The 17991-nt window shown below is 61.2% G+C and carries 15 protein-coding genes and 1 tRNA gene; 7 read left to right on the top strand and 9 right to left on the bottom strand.

From position 1 onward, the window contains the following. Positions 1 to 4: 4 nt before the first annotated feature. Positions 5 to 919 (bottom strand): DUF2182 domain-containing protein, encoded by a 915-nt coding sequence (locus L4923_RS01475; RefSeq protein WP_239361545.1) that lies wholly within the window; start codon positions 917 to 919, stop codon positions 5 to 7. Between the two features lie 93 nt (positions 920 to 1012). On the opposite strand from L4923_RS01475, the gene L4923_RS01470 reads away from it, so the two are divergent. Continuing rightward, positions 1013 to 2221 carry a UbiH/UbiF family hydroxylase gene (locus L4923_RS01470; protein ID WP_239361544.1) on the top strand — a complete coding sequence of 403 codons (1209 nt, stop codon included), beginning with the start codon at positions 1013 to 1015 and terminating at the stop codon, positions 2219 to 2221. Here L4923_RS01470 and L4923_RS01465 read toward each other — a convergent pair. Then, a complete protein-coding gene (locus L4923_RS01465; protein WP_239361543.1) occupies positions 2198 to 3160 on the bottom strand; it encodes an AEC family transporter in 963 nt (320 codons plus the stop codon). The genes L4923_RS01470 and L4923_RS01465 overlap by 24 nt on opposite strands. Positions 3161 to 3282: 122 nt before the next feature. On the opposite strand from L4923_RS01465, the gene hspQ reads away from it, so the two are divergent. Beyond that, positions 3283 to 3606 carry a heat shock protein HspQ gene (gene hspQ, locus L4923_RS01460; RefSeq protein WP_239361542.1) on the top strand — a complete coding sequence of 108 codons (324 nt, stop codon included), beginning with the start codon at positions 3283 to 3285 and terminating at the stop codon, positions 3604 to 3606. Between the two features lie 76 nt (positions 3607 to 3682). Here the strand turns inward: hspQ and aspS are convergent, their stop codons facing one another. Together aspS and L4923_RS01450 are read right to left on the bottom strand one after the other, a co-directional pair. After that, the gene (gene aspS / locus L4923_RS01455) at positions 3683 to 5473 is read right to left on the bottom strand and encodes an aspartate--tRNA ligase (protein WP_239361539.1); all 1791 of its coding nucleotides are present in this window, start codon (positions 5471 to 5473) and stop codon (positions 3683 to 3685) included. Positions 5474 to 5642: 169 nt separating this feature from the next. Then, on the bottom strand, positions 5643 to 6059 hold the full coding sequence (locus L4923_RS01450) for a GNAT family N-acetyltransferase (protein WP_239361537.1): 417 nt from the start codon (positions 6057 to 6059) through the stop codon (positions 5643 to 5645). A 220-nt stretch (positions 6060 to 6279) separates the two neighbouring features. Here L4923_RS01450 and rnd point away from each other — a divergent pair, with 220 nt between their 5' ends. Continuing rightward, positions 6280 to 7437, top strand: coding sequence for a ribonuclease D (gene rnd, locus L4923_RS01445; RefSeq protein ID WP_239361536.1), 1158 nt, complete (start codon positions 6280 to 6282; stop codon positions 7435 to 7437). A gap of 50 nt (positions 7438 to 7487) precedes the next feature. Here rnd and guaB read toward each other — a convergent pair whose 3' ends face one another. Beyond that, positions 7488 to 8990 carry an IMP dehydrogenase gene (gene guaB, locus L4923_RS01440; protein WP_239361535.1) on the bottom strand — a complete coding sequence of 501 codons (1503 nt, stop codon included), beginning with the start codon at positions 8988 to 8990 and terminating at the stop codon, positions 7488 to 7490. 315 nt (positions 8991 to 9305) lie between these two features. Between guaB and L4923_RS01435 the strand changes: the two genes are divergently transcribed. After that, positions 9306 to 10721, top strand: coding sequence for a DHA2 family efflux MFS transporter permease subunit (locus L4923_RS01435; protein WP_239361529.1), 1416 nt, complete (start codon positions 9306 to 9308; stop codon positions 10719 to 10721). A gap of 10 nt (positions 10722 to 10731) precedes the next feature. On the opposite strand, the gene L4923_RS01430 is transcribed toward L4923_RS01435, so the two are convergent. Beyond that, positions 10732 to 11442 carry an RlmE family RNA methyltransferase gene (locus L4923_RS01430; protein ID WP_239361524.1) on the bottom strand — a complete coding sequence of 237 codons (711 nt, stop codon included), beginning with the start codon at positions 11440 to 11442 and terminating at the stop codon, positions 10732 to 10734. After that, positions 11439 to 12758 (bottom strand): Ppx/GppA phosphatase family protein, encoded by a 1320-nt coding sequence (locus L4923_RS01425; RefSeq protein ID WP_239361522.1) that lies wholly within the window; start codon positions 12756 to 12758, stop codon positions 11439 to 11441. The genes L4923_RS01430 and L4923_RS01425 overlap by 4 nt, the downstream gene beginning before the upstream one ends. A 295-nt stretch (positions 12759 to 13053) precedes the next feature. Here L4923_RS01425 and L4923_RS01420 point away from each other — a divergent pair, with 295 nt between their 5' ends. The 3 genes from L4923_RS01420 to L4923_RS01410 all read left to right on the top strand — a co-directional run bounded on the left by L4923_RS01420 (position 13054) and on the right by L4923_RS01410 (position 14897). Then, entirely contained in the window at positions 13054 to 14004 is a 951-nt protein-coding gene (locus L4923_RS01420; RefSeq protein ID WP_239361520.1) for a lysylphosphatidylglycerol synthase domain-containing protein, read from the top strand. A 139-nt stretch (positions 14005 to 14143) separates the two neighbouring features. After that, positions 14144 to 14217, top strand: a tRNA-Gln gene (locus tag L4923_RS01415). Positions 14218 to 14399: 182 nt separating this feature from the next. Further along, the gene (locus L4923_RS01410) at positions 14400 to 14897 is read left to right on the top strand and encodes a hypothetical protein (protein WP_239361518.1); all 498 of its coding nucleotides are present in this window, start codon (positions 14400 to 14402) and stop codon (positions 14895 to 14897) included. Positions 14898 to 14943: 46 nt separating this feature from the next. On the opposite strand, the gene L4923_RS01405 is transcribed toward L4923_RS01410, so the two are convergent. Beyond that, entirely contained in the window at positions 14944 to 16254 is a 1311-nt protein-coding gene (locus L4923_RS01405) for an HlyD family type I secretion periplasmic adaptor subunit (RefSeq protein WP_239361516.1), read from the bottom strand. Continuing rightward, positions 16251 to 17978, bottom strand: coding sequence for a type I secretion system permease/ATPase (locus L4923_RS01400; RefSeq protein WP_239361514.1), 1728 nt, complete (start codon positions 17976 to 17978; stop codon positions 16251 to 16253). The genes L4923_RS01405 and L4923_RS01400 overlap by 4 nt, the downstream gene beginning before the upstream one ends. Positions 17979 to 17991: the final 13 nt, after the last annotated feature.

Below are 17991 nucleotides of genomic sequence, written 5' to 3'. Positions count from 1 at the left end.
CCCTCTAGTACAGGGACACTAATAGCAGGGCGCCGGCCCATACAAGCAGTATCGCTCCCGCGATCCGGCTGGAGATGTGGCCATGCACTTGTTTTTCGAGAAGTGCGAACAGCCCGAGCAGTGCCATCCAGAACAGGTTCATGATGCCGACGGCGAACATCACCAGCATCAGCGCCCAGCAGCAGCCGATGCACCACAAGCCCTGCTCTGCCCCCAACTTGAAAATACGTTCGGGTCGCTCGCTCCAGCGCGCAAAAAGAATGGAGAACGGCCGCCGGCATTTCTTGAGACAGGCTTCTTTCAGGCTGCTGAACTGGTATGCACCGGCAATGCCGAGCAGCATGGCGGCCACAATGCCGCTGGCTGGGTCGAATGTTTGCCCGCCCAGGGTGGACACTCGAAATCCCAGCGTCAGGCCTGCGAATGCCAATGACGCGATGAGCCAGACCGTGAGATAGCCTGCCACCAGCATCAACGGATGCACCGCGGGCTCCCCCTTAGTGAACGCCGTATCCACGATTTCACAATAGGTTCGGATCATCGGCGCAGCAGAGGGCAACATCGTCGCAACCGCCATCAGAAACCACATCATTGCCAAGGCTGCGAACTCGCTCGCGGAATAGGCCTGGAACGGAATCGGTCCCACGCACAGCGCAACGAAACGCTCCAGAAAGCCGGGCAGCGGGATTGCCGGCAGTTCCTGCAGCAACCCATTGCCCGCGCCGGCAAGACCGGCTTGCGCGCTCCGTATGGCCATTCCCGCGAGCAGCAGCCAAGCCAGCAAAACGGCACCGGTGAGCGCCGCCAGAACCACGAAACGTGGTTTCAGACCGACGCCCGCAACGGCGCGTCCAGTGCGATCGAGATGGCTGAAATCCTCACTCTGGCCGGCCATAGGCTGAATCGCCACGTTGATCATGCAAGTCCTGCTGCACTATATGCGTTGTTCATGGCAGGTCGACCGCCACCGGACACTCTTCGATCCGCCAGCAGAAAAACCATGCGAGTGCCGATGCCAGAGACCAAAGCCCATATCGTCGTCGCCGGCACGGGCCCGGCCGGTTTGATTGCCGCTCTGGGGTTGGCCCATGCCGGCTTTCGAGTGTCTTTGGTCGGCCCCGATGCCAACGCCTCCGACGGGCGCACCACGGCGCTGATGAATCCGGCACTGGCGGTGCTCGATCGGATCGGCGTTCTCGACGAATTGCGAGTCGTAGCCGCCCCGCTCAAGATCATGCGCATCGTCGACGCCACGCGCCGTCTCATTCGCAGTCCGGTCGTCACCTTCCGCGCAAGCGAGATCGATGAGGAGCAGTTCGGCCTGAACTTCCCCAACAATGTCCTCAATCCGGTCCTGGCTAAGGCTGTGGAAGCTTCGCCCGAAATAGAATGGCGCAAATCCCTGGTCACCAGTTGGTCTCTCGAAAACGACACTGCGACAGCGGCTCTGGCTGACGGCACATCCGTTTCCGGCGTTCTTGCGGTTGCTGCCGATGGGCGTTCATCGCCGGCACGCGAGGCCGCTGGCATAAGGACGGCCGCGCGAACCTATCCGCAAGCTGCTTTGGTGCTGAATTTCGGCCACCGGGTCGACCATGGTTTCGTGTCGACCGAATTCCACACCGAGACAGGTCCATGTACCCAGGTCCCGTTGCCTGGCAACCGCTCAAGCCTGGTCTGGGTGGTCGAGCCGGAGATGGCGGACGAACTGGCCGCGCTCGACGATGCGGCGCTCTCGATCAGGGTTGAAGAGCGTATGCAATCGATGCTTGGCCGTGTGAGCGTTGAACCCGGTCGACAGATTTACCCTCTGTCTGCTGCCACGCCGTTGCGTTTTGCCGCAAAGCGTGTTGCGCTGGTTGGCGAAGCCGCCCATGTTTTTCCCCCTATCGGCGCGCAAGGCCTCAACCTTGGCATCAGAGACATCGATGATCTCATTGATGTTGCTCTGAAAAACCCGAATGATCCGGGTTCTCTTTCGGCACTTGCGGCCTACGATTTCAAGCGCCGGCCAGACATTCTGGCCAGAAGCGGCGCGGTCAACCTGCTCAACATGTCCCTGCTCTCGGATATGCTTCCGGCTCAGATCGCGCGTGGCGCGGGACTCGGTCTGCTCGGGGGCTTTGCCCCGCTGCGCGCCTTCTTCATGCGCGAAGGCTTGCGCCCCGGCAGCGGGTTCGCCGCTCTCGCCGGAGGCTTAAGGGAACAGATCCGGCGGTAGGATGCCGTTGCGGATCAGATAGAGCAACCCGGTCACCGTAACGACCGACAGGCAGGTCGTGATCAGCACGCTGGCCGAAGCACGCTGCACCCACACGCCATACTGCTGAGCGATGACGAAGACGTTGGTCGCCGTCGGCAGGCCCGCAAGCAGGACTGCGGAAAACAGCCAGGCTGGCGAGAAATTGCCGACTGCACTCAGCACTACATAACAAAGCAAAGGGTGCACGATGAGCTTGAGCAGCGCGATTGGCAGCATCTCGGTGGGCACGCGGTTCAGGGGACGCAATGCCAGCGTTACCCCCATGGCAAACAGCGCACAGGGCGCCGCTGCGTTGGACAGGTAGACAAGCAGCCTTTCCGCAGGCACCGGCGGTCGAAACTGGAAATAGGCGGCTGCAACGCCGACAGCGGTGGCGATGATAAAGGGGTGCAGGACGATCTTGCGCACCACATCGACGATCAACTCGTGCGCTGGTCTCTTTTCGCCCCCGGACAATGCCATCATCATCGGCGCAATGGCGAAATGGATGATGTTCTCAAAACAGAAGATCAGTGCCACCGGCACGGCAGCCTGTTCGCCGAAAGCCAGCAATGCGAGTCCCGGCCCCATATAGCCAATATTGCCATAGGCAGCCGCCAGCGCCTTGATGGTCGATTGCGCGATCTCGCCGCGCGACAGGATGACGGACGCGGCAAACATCAAGGAAAAGACGACATAGGTCGAAAAGACCGAGCCGAGAATGAAATTCCATTCCGTGAGCTTCTCGAACGGGGTCTTGGCCAGAAGCTGAAAGAACATCGCCGGCAAAGCGACATAGATGATGAAGGTGTTCATCCATCCGAGCGCCTCCAGCGGCTGCCTGGTCAGGCGTGCCACCAGAAAACCCAGAAAGATCAGTCCGAAGAACGGCAGGACGAGACCGATGACTTCCGACATGCCGTACTCCGACAATTCTAGCGTCGGCCTATAACCTAGCGGTAGCCCATGCAAGCCGCTGCAGGATTGAATTGCGGCAGTTCCTGCGCCAAATAACAATGGAAAGTTGTGTGGTGAGTGCGATGAAAACAGCCAGATTCTCGATCGGACAGGTGGTTCGGCACCGGCTGTTTCCATTTCGCGGCGTCATCTTCGACGTCGATCCGCAATTCGCAAACACTGAAGAATGGTATGAATCCATTCCTGCGGAGGTCCGGCCGCGCAAGGACCAGCCCTTCTACCATCTGCTGGCGGAGAACTCGGAGACCGAATACATCGCCTATGTTTCGGAACAGAACCTGCTCGAGGACGATTCCGGCGAGCCGGTGCGGCATCCGCAGATCAATGAGCTGTTCGACAAGACGGCTGACGGTCGCTACGAACCCAAGCATCACGCGAAGCACTGAGCTCAAGGTCCTGTTTTTACAATAAAAAAAGCTCCGAAATCCGGAGCCTTTTTTAGCGATTGGTACGTTGCGTCGCTCAGGCGTCCTTCTTCTGCGGCGTGACGCGCAGTTCGAGTTCGCGCAATTGCGTCAGCGTTGCTGGGCTCGGAGCGCCCATCAACAGGTCCTGCGCCTGCTGGTTCATCGGGAACAGCGAGATTTCGCGCAGGTTCTTCGCGCCGACGAGCAGCATGACGATGCGGTCGATACCGAAGGCTGCGCCACCATGCGGCGGCGCGCCGTACTGGAAAGCGCGATAGAGGCCGCCGAAGCGGTCTTCTACGTCCTGCTGGCTCAGGCCCACCTTTTCGAAGGCTGCCACCATGGTTTCCGGCGACTGGTTGCGGATCGAACCGGACGCAATCTCGAAGCCGTTGCAAACGGCGTCGTACTGGAAAGCCTTGATGGTGAGCGGATCCTGGTTCTTCAACGCCTCCAGGCCACCCTGCGGCATCGAGAACGGATTGTGCGCGAAATCGACCTTCTTCTCGTCTTCGTTCCACTCGAAGAACGGGAAGTCGACGATCCAGCACAGTTCGAAACGGTCGCGGTCGACGAGATTGAGTTCCTCGCCGGCGCGGGTGCGCGCCTCACCAGCGAATTTATAGAACTTGTCTGGCTCACCTGCGACGAAGAAGCAGGCATCGCCGTCGTCGAGGCCCAGCTGCGTACGGATCGCTTCAGTGCGCTCCTCGCCGATGTTCTTGGCGAGCGGGCCCGCACCTTCCAGCTTGTCGCTCTCCTTGCGCCAGAAGATGTAGCCTAGGCCAGGCTGGCCCTGCTGCTGCGCCCAGGCGTTCATGCGGTCGCAGAAGGCGCGCGAGCCGCCGGTTTTGGCGGGAATTGCCCAGACCTGAACCTTCGGGTTCGAAGCGATCATGTTGGCGAAGACCTTGAAGCCGGACCCATCGAAATGGTTCGTCACCGCTTCCATGACGATCGGGTTGCGCAGGTCCGGTTTGTCGGAACCGTATTTGCGGATCGCTTCGTCATAAGGGATGCGTGGCCATTCCTTGGTCACCGGCTTGCCTTCGGAAAACTGCTCGAACACCGAGGTCATCAGCGGACCCATTGTGTTCCAGACGTCTTCCTGGGTGACAAAGCTCATCTCGAGGTCGAGTTGGTAGAATTCGCCAGGCAAACGGTCGGCGCGCGGATCTTCGTCGCGGAAGCATGGCGCGATCTGGAAGTAACGGTCGAAGCCCGCCACCATCAGAAGCTGCTTGTACTGCTGCGGGGCCTGCGGCAGTGCGTAGAAATTGCCGGGGTGGATACGGCTCGGCACCAGGAAGTCGCGCGCGCCCTCCGGCGAGGAAGCCGTCAGGATCGGCGTCGAGTACTCGGCGAAACCGGCTTCCGTCATCTCGCGGCGCATGGCTGCGATAACCTGGGTGCGCTTGACGATGTTCTTATGCAGCGTGTCGCGGCGCAGGTCGAGGAAACGGTACTTCAGGCGCACGTCCTCGGGATAATCCGGCTCGCCGAACACCGGCAGCGGCAGTTCCTTGGCGGCTGACAGCACTTCGATCTCGCGCGCGAACAGTTCGATTTCGCCGGTCGGCAGGTTGGCGTTGACTGTCTCGGCAGAGCGCGCCTTGACCTCGCCGTCGACGCGGATCACCCATTCACCGCGCACAGTCTCTGCCGCCTTGAAGGCCGGCGAATCCGGGTCGGCGACGATCTGGGTCAGGCCGTAGTGGTCGCGCAGGTCGATGAACAGCAGGCCACCATGATCTCGCACGCGATGGACCCAGCCGGAAAGCCGGACATTCTGGCCGACATCCGACTTCCTGAGAGCTGCACAGGTGTGGCTGCGGTAACGATGCATAGGACTGCCATTCCAAGATTTCAGGGGTTCATGCGAACGGGCGGCGCAATGTGCTCCATGCCCGAAAAATTGGCGCGAAAAGCGCATGCAAGCCGGCTTTTGTCAAGGTGAACGCGCCAACTGAAGAACGATACGGGCTGACTGCCCGTTTTATCGGAGCCGCAGCCCGTCAGAACCGCTTCTTCAGCCAGATAGTGGCGTGTCCGGGAGGATAGTCGTCGATACGGCCGAATTCCTCGAAACCGTGCCGCTTGTAGAATTCCGGCGCCTGGAAGGAAAACGTTTCGAGATATGCGCCGAGGCAGCCATGTTCGCGCGCGATGACCTCTGCCTTGCCAAGCAACTGGCTGCCTAGACCGCCCTTGCGGTTCTCGGTGCTGACCCACAACCAATCGACGAACATCCAGGAATATTCGATATGGCCCTTGAGTCCTCCCAGGACGCTGCCATCGTCATCGCGCGCCAGGATCCAGACCTCTTCTTCATCGTAGGGCCCACCTTTCGCGATGTTGTATTCATCGAGCCCCTCGCCGATCAAATCGGCGATGTCTTCGTCGACGTCGGTGCTGACGGTCAGCGTTACCATTTGGACCATCCGTATTTCTGAACAGAGATCGTCAAAGAGCATTTGCGCAGGGTTTTGCTTTCCGTTCTGCAATGACGTTGGCGATTCCCATCGGCGGATTTCAGTTCGATGAAAAAAAGGCTGATATAAGTCGGCGACGCCAACAATGCGTCCATCTAAGACTTGACGAAGCGGGCCGGCAGGCGAGACAAGATCGCATTCGTTGCCCAAAGAGATTTTGATGCATCTGATTACAAACCAAGAAGAACTGGATGCGGTTGTTCGCGAACTCGCCAAATCCGAATTCGTTACCGTCGATACCGAGTTCATCCGCGAAACCACTTTCTGGCCAGTGCTGTGCCTGATCCAGATGGCTGCCCCCGGTGTCACCGCGCTTGTCGATCCGCTGGCCCCGGGACTGGACCTGAAGCCGTTCTTCGATCTCATGCGAAATGAGAACGTCACCAAGGTTTTCCACGCTGCGCGGCAGGACATCGAAATCATCGTCCATCTCGGCGACCTCGTTCCGCATCCTGTCTTTGACACCCAGGTCGCCGCGATGGTCTGTGGTTTTGGCGACAGCGTCTCCTACGACCAACTGGTGCAGAAGGTGACGGGAGAGCGTCTCGACAAATCGTCCCGCTTCACCGACTGGCGCCATCGTCCGTTGTCCGACAAGCAGCTCGACTATGCGCTGGCCGACGTCACACACCTGATCGACGTCTACAAACACCTAAAAGCCCAGCTGGCGCGCGAAGACCGTGCGCATTGGCTGAACGAAGAGATGGAGGTACTCACCTCCCGAGAGACTTACGACCCACATCCCGAAGATGCCTGGAAGCGGTTGAAGATGCGGCTGCGCAAGCCGCAGGAACTGGCCGTGGTGCAGGCTGTTGCGGCCTGGCGCGAGCGTGAGGCGAGAGAGCGTGACGTACCGCGCGGGCGGGTGCTGAAAGACGATGCGATCTATGAGATCGCGCAACAGGCGCCGCGCGACGCCAATGCCCTTGGTCGCCTGCGTACGACACCAAAGGGTTGGGAGCGCTCGGCGACGGCCACCGCTCTGCTCGAAGCAGTCAACACGGCGCTCGCTCGCCCAAGAGAGGAGATGCCGAAACTGCCGAAGGTGTTTCAGCCACCTGAAGGCACGAGCGCTGCGTCGGAACTGCTGAAGGTTCTGCTTCGGATCGTCGCTGAGAAACAAGGCGTTGCCGCCAAGGTGCTGGCGACAAGCGACGACATCGACCGCATTGCCGCGGAGGGCGAGGATGCCGACGTGCCGGCCCTGCAAGGCTGGCGCCGCGCGGTGTTTGGCGACGCCGCTTTGCGTCTCGTGCGCGGTGAAATCGGCATCAAGTTCGAGAAGCGCAAGATCGCCGTCTTCGACCTGAAATCCTGACAGCGAGGGCGAGGATCGCCCTCGCCCGTTGCGAGGCTTGAGCCCGAAATTCAGGCGCCGCCGTGGTAGTTCGGGCTTTCGCGCGTGATCGTCACATCGTGGGCGTGGCTTTCGCGCAGGCCGGCGTTGGAAATGCGCACGAAGGTCGCGCGCTCGCGCAGGTCGCCAAGATCGCGGGCGCCGACATAGCCCATCGCCGCTCTCAGGCCGCCGGCCAACTGATGCAGCACACCGGCAACCGGGCCCTTGTAGGGTACCTGCCCTTCGATGCCTTCCGGGACCAGTTTCAGCGTATCGCGCACTTCCGCCTGGAAGTAGCGATCGGCCGAACCACGCGCCATCGCGCCGACCGAGCCCATGCCGCGATAGGCTTTGAACGAACGGCCCTGGTGCAGGTAGACCTCACCCGGGCTCTCGTCCGTTCCGGCAAGCAACGAACCGATCATTGCCGCATTGGCGCCGGCAGCCAGCGCCTTGGCGAGATCGCCCGAATATTTGATGCCGCCGTCGGCGATGATCGAAATGCCGGCCTTGTCGGCCGTTTCCACTGCCGACATGATCGCCGAAAGCTGCGGCACGCCGACGCCGGCGACGATGCGGGTGGTGCAGATCGAGCCCGGGCCGATGCCGACCTTGACACCATCGGCGCCCGCATCGATGAGCGCCTGGGTGCCGGCCGCAGTGGCGACGTTGCCGGCGATGATGCGCACCGAGTTGGAGAGCTTCTTGGCGCGGGTCACCGCGTCCAGCACGCGCTGCGAATGGCCATGTGCGGTGTCGATGACGAGAAGGTCGACGCCGGCATCGATGAGGCGTTCTGCCCGCTCGAACCCGTCATCGCCGACGCTGGTTGCCGCCGCCGCGCGCAGGCGCCCCTGCGCATCCTTCGTGGCATGCGGATTGAGCTGCGACTTCTCGATATCCTTGACGGTGATGAGACCGACACAGTTCCCCTTCTTGTCGACGACAAGCAGCTTTTCGATGCGATGCTGGTGCAGCAGGCGCTTGGCTTCTTCCTGATCGACATTCTCCTTGACCGTGATCAGGTTCTCGCGCGTCATCAGTTCATAGACTTTCTGCGCGGGATTGGAGGCAAAACGCACGTCGCGGTTGGTGAGGATACCGACCAGGCGACCGGTGATCTGACCACCAGTGCCGCCGTTCTCGACGACGGGGATGCCGGAGATGCCGTAGTGGCGCATCAGGCCAAGCGCATCCGCCAGGGTTGCGTCGGGACCGATGGTGACCGGGTTCACCACCATGCCCGATTCGAACTTCTTCACTTGCCGGACTTGTTCGGCCTGTTCGGCGGGGGTGAAATTGCGATGGATGACGCCGATGCCGCCGGCCTGGGCCATGGCGATGGCCAGCCGCGCCTCGGTGACGGTGTCCATGGCCGCCGAAATGATCGGGACGTTGAGTTCAATGTCGTTGGCGATGCGGGTGCGGATATCGGTTTCGCCCGGCATTACTTCGGAATGTCCGGGCTGCAGCAAGACGTCGTCGAAGGTCAGCGCCAGGGCGCCGGTAGCGGTTTCGATGATCTTTGCCATTGCCGATCCCTGTCTGAACAAAGTGGGGTCTAAAAAACGAAGCGGGCGCTGACCCGGATGGGTGCGCCGACTCGAAGTTCCCTTTCAGGATTGGCGGTGGCTGGTAACACGTCTGATCGCTGATGGAAAGCGTGTGCGGTGCTCATATCGACGTTTCATCGGATTCGCGTTCTGGTGTGCTCCCCTCTCGGCCCTGGATCTTGCAATGCCGGTCGGGTCGCACAAAAGTGACTGAACAAGGTGGGACGCCAGTTCGTTGGCGTGATAACGGCGTCGCCAATTGTTCCCGTCGCCGTTTCAGGGTCCGGACTCTTCGTGAATAGAATCATCCCGCTCGTTCTGGCCGTCGCGTTGTTCATGGAAAACATGGACTCCACCGTTATCGCTACCTCGCTACCGGCGATCGCGGCCGATATCCAGACGAGCCCGATCGCGCTCAAGCTGGCACTCACCGCCTATCTTGTGGCGCTTGCCATCTTCATCCCGATCAGCGGCTGGATGGCGGACCGTTTCGGGGCGCGGAACGTGTTTCGTGCAGCCATTGCCGTGTTCATCCTGGGCTCCGTGGCTTGCGCGGCAGCCTACTCCCTGGAAACTTTCGTCCTTGCTCGCTTCTTCCAGGGCATGGGGGGCGCGATGATGACGCCGGTCGGACGCCTTGTGCTGGTGAGGGCGACTCCGAAGAGCGACCTGGTCGCGGCGATGTCGTGGCTCACCATTCCGGCATTGGTGGGGCCCCTCGTCGGCCCACCCGTCGGCGGCTTCATCACCACCTACTTTTCATGGCACTGGATCTTCCTGATCAACGTGCCGATCGGCATTGCCGGCATGGTCCTGGCGACCCGCTACTTGCCGGAGACGCCTCCCGGCGAGACGCCGCCGCTCGACTACATCGGCCTTATCCTGAGTGGGTTGGCCGCCTCCGGCATCGTTTTCGGGCTTTCGGTGATCAGCCTGCCGGCACTGCCGTCCCTCGTTGGCTTTGTCACCGTGATCGTCGGCGTCGTTTGCGGCGGGCTCTATCTCTGGCATGCGCGCCATGCCAGGAACCCGCTCCTGGCGCTTGACCTGTTCCAGAACCAAGCCTTCCGCGCCTCCGTCCTGGGCGGTGGCCTGTTCCGCATTGGAATCGGAGCGGTACCGTTCCTGCTGCCGCTGATGTTTCAGATCGGTTTCGGCCTCACGCCGTTTCAGTCGGGCATGATCACCTTTGTTTCGGCGCTTGGCGCCATCGGCATGAAATTCGTTACGGCGTGGCTGTTTCGTGTCGCAGGCTTCCGCCGCGTCTTGATCTGGGGCTCACTTCTGGCGGCCGCTTCCATCGCCATCAATGGGCTGTTCACGCCGACGACGCCCTATCTGCTGATGCTGGCCGTGCTGCTTGTCGGCGGCTTCATCCGCTCGATGTTCTTCACCGGGGTCAACGCGCTGGCCTTTGCCGAAATCCCGGCCGAAGACACTTCGAAGGCGACGCCGATAACCGCCGTGGCCCAGCAATTGAACATCGCGCTCGGCGTGGCGTTGGCCGGCGGTATCCTGGAAATCTCCACTAAGATGCATGGCGGCCCGCTTACCTTGAGCGACTTCCATGTCGCCTTCTTCATCGTTGCGGTGGTAGCCGCACTTGCAGCGTTGTTCTTCATGCGGCTGTCGCCGGATGCCGGCAACGCCGTTTCCGGCTACAAGGCGCAGCCTGGAAAGCCGATCGAGAGCACCGCGCCGACAGCCTGAGGCTTCGTGCTCACTCTTCGGTCGGCGCCCTTCCCTTGAAATCCTTGGCCAGCAGATAAAGCTCGACCGATTCGTCGCGCGAGGCCGGCGGCTTGACGTGATGAACCGAACGGAAAGATCGTTTCAGCATGTCCAGCAGCTCATTTTCGGTGCCGCCCTGGAAGGTCTTGGTCAGGAAGTGACCTCCGGGCTTCAACACCGACATGGCGAAATCGGCCGCCACCTCGCACAGATGCATGGTGCGCAGATGGTCGGTGCGACGATGTCCGGTAGTGGGTGCTGCCATGTCGGAAAGCACGATGTCCGGTTCTCCGCCCAACGCCTCGATCAGCCGTGTCGGCGCCGCGTCGTCCAGGAAATCCATCTGCACGATTGCGGCGCCGGGAACGGCATCCATCTCCAGATAGTCGATACCGACGACATGCGGCGCCTGCGCCGTCGATTTCGTGCGTGCCGCCGCCACCTGGCACCAGCCGCCGGGTGCGGCGCCCAGGTCGATCACCTTCTGGCCTGGTTTCAACAGCCGGTATTTGTCGTCGATTTCGATCAGCTTGTATGCGGCGCGCGAACGATAGCCATCCGTCTTGGAGCGTTGGACGTAGGGATCGTTGAGATGCCGCTCCAGCCAGCGGCGCGACGACTCCTTCAAGCCGCGCTTCTTCTTCACCTTGGTGCGCAAGACGCGCGTCGTGCTGCCCGCACCGTCCTTCTTGTTGCTCATTGCCGCCCCTCCGCGCGCCAGGAACCGCGTGCGGCGCGGTCATCAGCCATCAGCTCGCTCAAGATGCCTTCGCGCAGACCGCGGTCGGCAACCCGCAACCGCTCGGACGGCCAGACGGCGCGGATCGCCTCGAGAATGGCACAGCCAGCCAGCACCAGATCGGCGCGATCGGCGCCGATGCAGGGATTGGCGACCCGCTGCTGGAAATCCCAGCCGAGCAATCTTTCCACCATGCGGTCGACATTCTCGCGGCCCATCCACAGGCCGTCCACACGTCGTCGATCATAACGCTCGAGATCGAGATGGACGCCCGCCAGTGTCGTGACGGTTCCGGATGTGCCGAGCAGGTGGAAATGCGGCCCCGAGACCAGATGATTGAGCCTGTGCCGGCCTTCGAAGTCGGCAAGGCGCCCGGCGACGTCATCGACCATGGCGGTAAAGATGTCACGCGTCACTGTACGGCCGCCGAAACGTTCTGCCAACGAAACAACGCCCACGGGCAAAGAAGTCCAGGAGACGATATGGTTCGCGAGGCGTGGCGAGCGGCGGTTGCTGAGATCGATCAATGCGATCTCCGAAGAACCGCCGCCAATGTCGAACAACACCACGCCCTTGGTCTCGCGTTCGATCAGCGAGCCGCAGCCGGAAACGGCCAGCCGTGCTTCGGTTTCGCGGTCGATGATCTCGAGCTTCAGCCCGGCCTCTCGCTCCACCCGTTCCAGGAACTCAGCGCCATTGGCCGCTGACCGGCAGGCTGGGGTGGCTAACAGTGGTCCCCGGCCAACCTTGCGCGTGCGCAACTTGTCGGCACAGACCTTCAAGGCTTCGATGGCGCGAGCCATCGCGGCATCGCTTAGTCTACCGCTCGCGGAAAGCCCCTCGCCCAGGCGCACGATGCGCGAAAAGGCATCGATCACCCGGAACTGGCCATGCCTGCCGGGCACGGCTACCAGAAGTCGGCAATTGTTGGTGCCAAGGTCGAGCGCGGCGAAGACCGGCAGTTCGCCGTTCCAGCCCGGCCGCGGTCTTTCGGACTGCCCGGTATCCGCTACCGGTTTTGCCGGTGGGGTATCCGAAACGGCGGGTTGCGCTTTCCCAGCCGCGACCGACACGCCATCGATGGGCGCAAAAACCTTGCGTCCACGCCGCCGCTTGCGCCGTTTACGCCCCTTGAAGGGCTGTGGAGTGTGCGAATCCCATCGCGCACCGTTGTGGCCCTCTGGGCCTGCAGACGGAGGGCCAGGATCGGGCAATGCCGAAATCCCTGCCGACACGTCGCCCTCCGGCGCTCTTGCGCCGGCGTCGCGGTCTTTCACTGTCTATCCTTCCAGCGCCGCGCGAACCGGTTGCCCGGACGCCGCTGGCACATTCATTCGTAAGTTGGCGACAGAGTAGCAGCGCAAACACCGATCACCAAGACCCGTGCGAAAATTGTCGATCGCAGCACCGGCAGCGCCAATGTCGCCGTAAACGCGCCACAAGTGTTGAATAGCCGGCTTCGATCAGGCATTTCTGGTTTCAGCGGGTTCATCGTGGCAACAATGATCGATGCTCACCCGTGCGGGGACATCGACACGTGATGGATTTGGGGTTGCTGATGGCCGTGACGGCATGAATTTGAGGCGTTTTATCTGGCCGGTCATAGGACTGGCAGCTGTCGCCTTTTCGGTGTGGGTTCTGTTCAATGAATTGCGCGGTATTTCCCTGGACGACGTCTGGGCGAGCCTGGCTGCCATACGCTGGACACATTGGCTCTTGGCCGCGCTGAGTTCGGTCGTCGCCTATGCCGCGCTCGCCGGCTACGACCACATCGCCCTGATGCACCTGGAAAAACGGGTGTCGTGGCTGTTCGTGACGCTGTGCTCGTTCACCACCTATGCGCTGTCGCACAATATCGGCGGCTCGGTGTTTTCCGGCGCCGTCATCCGATACCGCGCCTATGCCACGCGTGGCTTGTCCGGTCAGCAGGTCGGCGTGCTGGTAGCGATCTGCTGGATCACCTTCGTGCTGTCCTCGATCCTGCTCGGCGGCATCGTGCTGATCCTCATCCCCGACCTGTTCGATCGATTCGCGGATGTAAGCGTTTTCAAAGAGGTCGGCTATGGCGGGCTGTCGGCGGGCGCCGGCATTGCCATGATTCTCCTGGTGGTCGCCTACGTCTTCGGCAGCTGGCTGCACCTGAAGCCGCTGAAGATAGGTTCCATTCAAATCCATTATCCAAGACTGCCGATCGTGGCGAGGCAATTGGTGATCGGCCCGCTGGAGATCCTGGCGGCAGGCGCGATTCTCTATTTCGCGCTGCCTGTCGAGAACAATCCCGGCTACCTCGTCGTCTTCGCAATCTTCCTGGTAGCATTTTCGGCGGCGCAGATTTCGCACGCACCGGGCGGCCTTGGTGTGTTCGAGGTCGTGTTCCTCGCAGGCCTGCCGCAGATGGATCAGGCGGGTGTGATCGCAGCGCTCCTGGTCTTCCGGATGTTCTATCTTATCATCCCGCTCGTCCTGGCCCTGATCGTCGTGCTGCTGTTCGAACGTTCGCAGTTCGGTCGGGCCGCCAATTGAAACGCAGTCGAGGCTTGACTATTTCCGGAGCATAGCTACAAGGCAGCGCAGAAACGGGCGCGCGGCATACCGAGCCGTCGGCTTCCAGCCAGGAACAGACTTCAGCTCGTTTCACCAAGGCATTGAATTCAATGCTTTTTGGGGAATAGGTTAACGGTAGACCCACGGACTCTGACTCCGTTAGTCCTGGTTCGAATCCAGGTTCCCCAGCCAACTGATTTTCTTATCTTTTTCGATTATTGCCTGAGGACTTTGTCACCAACGAGCGTGAAATCGGTGGCAACGCAACCGTTTGATTTTTGTGGGAATCGAAACGGGCGGGATCATAGAATAGTGACAAGGGCGGTGACAAAACTGCTCTGCCGGGCCAGAGTTTGTTCTGGGCAGGAGGCCGCTTGGAAATGGCAATCACCGAGGCTAACCAGCCGCTCGGCTTCTGGGTTTTCGTCCATGACGAAGAGAGCGCGGTCTATGCAAGCCGCCTGTGTGGCCTGCCTGTATTCCTGACTGGCCTTTGGGCTCTGGTTCTGGCCCTGCTCACAATGATCGGCGAGCAGGCTCCAGCGACGATGGGCGCCGCGGAAAGCAACCGCACGCTCGGCTTCCTCCTCATTGGTTGTGCTTTCGTCGCGACCGGGCTGTTGATCCGGGCTCGCTTCTTCAGTCTGGTGCCGATCATGGCGACGCTGTTCTTGTTGATGTGCGCCACAGCGATCGTGGCAGCCAGCGGGCTGATCATCAGCCAGGCTGAGGCCACATCGGACTTCGACACCCTCCCCCTACCTGCTGCAGTCCTGGCGGCTCCGGTATCTCCAGCGTTGTTTTGTCTGATGATGATAAGCGGCCTGCGTGGCTGGTATTATCTACGCAAGCACGGGAGCAAACGCGCGTAGCCGGGTGGTGAAAGGCGACAGAAGGGCGGCTTTGGTTTTGAGAGCTTCACTCTTCCCGGAATGCCTTCTGGATCTGATCCGACAGCGGCTTCACCAGATAGGACAGCATCGTCCGGTCGCTAGTGGGGAAGAACACTTCGGCCGGCATGCCCGGCGTCAGGGCTAGACCGTGCAGTTTGGCGACTTCAGCCTTCGGTAACTTCACCCGCGCGACATAATAGGACGTCCCGGTGCGTTCGTCGGTGGTCAGATCCGCCGCAATTCGGGACAGCGTCCCGGTCAATTCCGGCGTGGTTTGCTGATTGAAGGCCGACAGGCGTAGAATCGCATGCTGGCCCATGACCACCTGGTCGATATCCTGGGGCGCGATATGCGCCTCGACGGTCAGGTCATCCGTTACGGGCACAATTTGCATCACCTGTTCGCCCGGTGTGATCACCCCGCCAACCGTATGCACGGCCAACTGGAGCACCGCGCCATCCTGAGGGCTGCGCAGGTCGATCCGCTTCAGCTGGTCCTCGGCAGCAACCTTCCGTTCGACGAACTCGGAGATTTTTGCCTGGGTTTCGCGCAGTTCGGTCGCGACTTCGCTGCGAAGGTCCTGATCGATCTGGATGATCTGCAGTTCGACTTCGGCAGCCTTGCCGTTTGCCTGGGCGATTGCGGCGGTGAGCTGGCCGTGCTCGCCTTCAAGCTTCACCGCGTCTCGCTCCAGCGCCGTCTTGCGGTTGATCGACACCAGCTTGCGATCCCACAAATCCCGCACGCCCTTCAGTTCGATCTGGATCAGTTCGATCTCGCGCCGTTTCGCTTGCCGTTGCTCGGTCAATCCGGCGGCCTCCTGGGCCAGTTGGGCGGTCCGTTCGCGCAATTGCGATCGCTGGCCGGATCGTGCCTCACGCCGGAAATCGAACAGGGATTGTTCTCCAGCCATCGACGCGGCGACACCCGCTTCATTGCGCCGCGATGTCAAAACCTCGGGAAAGCTGATCTTGTCGTGGCCGTCACGCTCTGCTTCCAGGCGGGCCAGCCGTGCATAGAATTCGTCCAGGCTTGTCGAGACGATCGCCAGATTGGCGCGGGTTGTCGTTTCGTCCAGGCGTACAAGAATATCGCCGGCCTTAACCAGGTCGCCTTCGCGGACCCTGATCTCGCCGACCACACCGCCGGTCGGATGCTGGACCTTCTTCACATTGGAATCGACCACCAGTCGGCCGGTCGCGATCACCGCCCCCGACATTTTGGTCACTGCCGCCAGGCCGCCGACGCCTCCGACAAGCAAAAGACACGTCGCAACGCCCGCCACGAGATAGCGATGAACCTGCCTCTGATGCGAAGTGATGTTGTCCTTGCTCATGCAGGGACCCCTCCCTCAGCGGCAACGACTTTCAGGGGCGCTGCCGATCGGACGATCTTGTTCAACACCTCATCCTTTGGGCCGAAGGCCTTGGCATGCCCATTGGCCATCATCAGCACCGTATCGACATTGGCCAGGGCACTGGGCCGGTGCGCCACGACTATCACGATGCCGCCACGGTCCCTGACGCCCCGGATGGCGGCGGACAAGGCCATTTCTCCGTCTGAATCGAGATTGGAATTCGGCTCATCCAGGATGACCAGGAACGGATCGCCATAGAGCGCGCGTGCAAGGGCTATACGCTGCCGTTGCCCGGCCGACAGCGAGGCACCCGCCTCGCCGATCCGGGTGTCATAGCCTTCAGCCAGATGCACAATGAGATCATGCACGCCGGCGGCCTTGGACGCTGCCAGCACCATTTCGGAAGATGCGTCCGGGTCGAAGCGGGAAATGTTCTGGGCAATCGTCCCGTCGAACAACTGCACATCCTGCGGCAGATAGCCGATATGTTTGCCCAGCTCATCGGTCGGCCACTGGTCGAGCGTCGCACCGTCCAGTCGAACCGAGCCGCGCGCCGGCAGCCAGACGCCCGCCAACGCACGCACCAGCGATGACTTGCCGGAGGCACTGGGACCGATGATGCCGAGGCCCGATCCGCTGGTCAGCGTAAAATTCGCGTCCCAGACCACCGGTGTCCGCTCGCCCGGCGGCACGACACTGACACTCTCGACCGCCAACTTGCTGACAGGCGCAGGCAGGGTTACACCGGTTGTGCTTTCTGGAAGCGCAGAAAGCAATTGCTTCAGGCGCGCCCAGCTTTGGCGCGCTGCAACGAAACCCTTCCAATGCGCTATCGCCAATTCGATCGGAGCCAGCGCCCTGCCCATCATGATCGAGCTTGCGATCATGATGCCGCCGGTCGCTTCCTGCTTGATGACCAGATAAGCGCCGATCGCCAGTATTCCCGATTGCAGCATCAGCCGCAGTACCTTGGAAATCGTGCCAAGCGTTCCTGCAACGTCGCTGGCGGCTGCATGCGCGTTTAGATAGTCGGCGTTGACCGCATACCATCGCTCGGCGATACGCCCGCCAAAGCCCATGGCTTGCATGGCTTCGGCATTGCGCCTTGTCGCTTCCGCCAGCGAGCTGCGGACCGCCGCATGCTGCCCGGCGATCTTGGTCGGACCGCTGGTCCGGAATTCAGCCAGAAGGGTCAGTGCGAACAGGACAATGGCGCCGGCCAGCGCGGTGACGCCGATCCAGAAATGAAAGATGAAACAAATGCCTATGTAGAGCGGCATCCACGGCAGGTCGAACAGCGCCGTCGGTCCGGCGCTACCGACAAAGGAGCGAACCTGATCCAGATCCCGCAAAGGCTGCAAGCCGTCACCGGAAGATTTGGAGCGCAGCGGCAGCCGCATCAGGGCCGAATAGACCGAAGGGCTGAGTTTTGCGTCCAGACCCTGACCCAGCCGCACCATGAGGCGCGAGCGGATCAGTTCCAACACGCCCTGAAACGTGAACAGGGTAGCAGCAAGCACCGCCAGACCAACCAGCGTTGGCACGCTGCGGCCTGGAACGACCCGGTCATACACCTGCAACATGAAAAACGAACCGGTCAGGGTCAGCACGTTCACAACCCCGCTCATCAGGACAATGCCTGAAAAAGCGCGTCGAAAAGACGATAGAACTCCGGCCAATGTCAGCGACGGCGTCGGCTTCATGCAAGCTCGCAAT

This window comes from Terribium retamae (assembly GCF_022347545.1).
GTDB classification, from domain to species: Bacteria; Pseudomonadota; Alphaproteobacteria; order Rhizobiales; family Rhizobiaceae; genus Mesorhizobium; species Mesorhizobium retamae.
Note: the sequence above shows the minus strand (reverse complement) of the source record. Positions and strands in the feature narration are given on the sequence as shown.

Bases quoted from the DNA above. Each gene is read 5' to 3' on its own strand.
- L4923_RS01475 (WP_239361545.1), bottom strand. From the start codon at position 919: ATGATCAACGTGGCGATTCAGCCTATGGCCGGCCAGAGTGAGGATTTC.
- L4923_RS01470 (WP_239361544.1), top strand. From the start codon at position 1,013: ATGCCAGAGACCAAAGCCCATATCGTCGTCGCCGGCACGGGCCCGGCC.
- L4923_RS01465 (WP_239361543.1), bottom strand. From the start codon at position 3,160: ATGTCGGAAGTCATCGGTCTCGTCCTGCCGTTCTTCGGACTGATCTTT.
- hspQ (WP_239361542.1), top strand. From the start codon at position 3,283: ATGAAAACAGCCAGATTCTCGATCGGACAGGTGGTTCGGCACCGGCTG.
- aspS (WP_239361539.1), bottom strand. From the start codon at position 5,473: ATGCATCGTTACCGCAGCCACACCTGTGCAGCTCTCAGGAAGTCGGAT.
- L4923_RS01450 (WP_239361537.1), bottom strand. From the start codon at position 6,059: ATGGTAACGCTGACCGTCAGCACCGACGTCGACGAAGACATCGCCGAT.
- rnd (WP_239361536.1), top strand. From the start codon at position 6,280: ATGCATCTGATTACAAACCAAGAAGAACTGGATGCGGTTGTTCGCGAA.
- guaB (WP_239361535.1), bottom strand. From the start codon at position 8,990: ATGGCAAAGATCATCGAAACCGCTACCGGCGCCCTGGCGCTGACCTTC.
- L4923_RS01430 (WP_239361524.1), bottom strand. From the start codon at position 11,442: ATGAGCAACAAGAAGGACGGTGCGGGCAGCACGACGCGCGTCTTGCGC.
- L4923_RS01420 (WP_239361520.1), top strand. From the start codon at position 13,054: ATGAATTTGAGGCGTTTTATCTGGCCGGTCATAGGACTGGCAGCTGTC.
- L4923_RS01405 (WP_239361516.1), bottom strand. From the start codon at position 16,254: ATGAGCAAGGACAACATCACTTCGCATCAGAGGCAGGTTCATCGCTAT.
- L4923_RS01400 (WP_239361514.1), bottom strand. From the start codon at position 17,978: ATGAAGCCGACGCCGTCGCTGACATTGGCCGGAGTTCTATCGTCTTTT.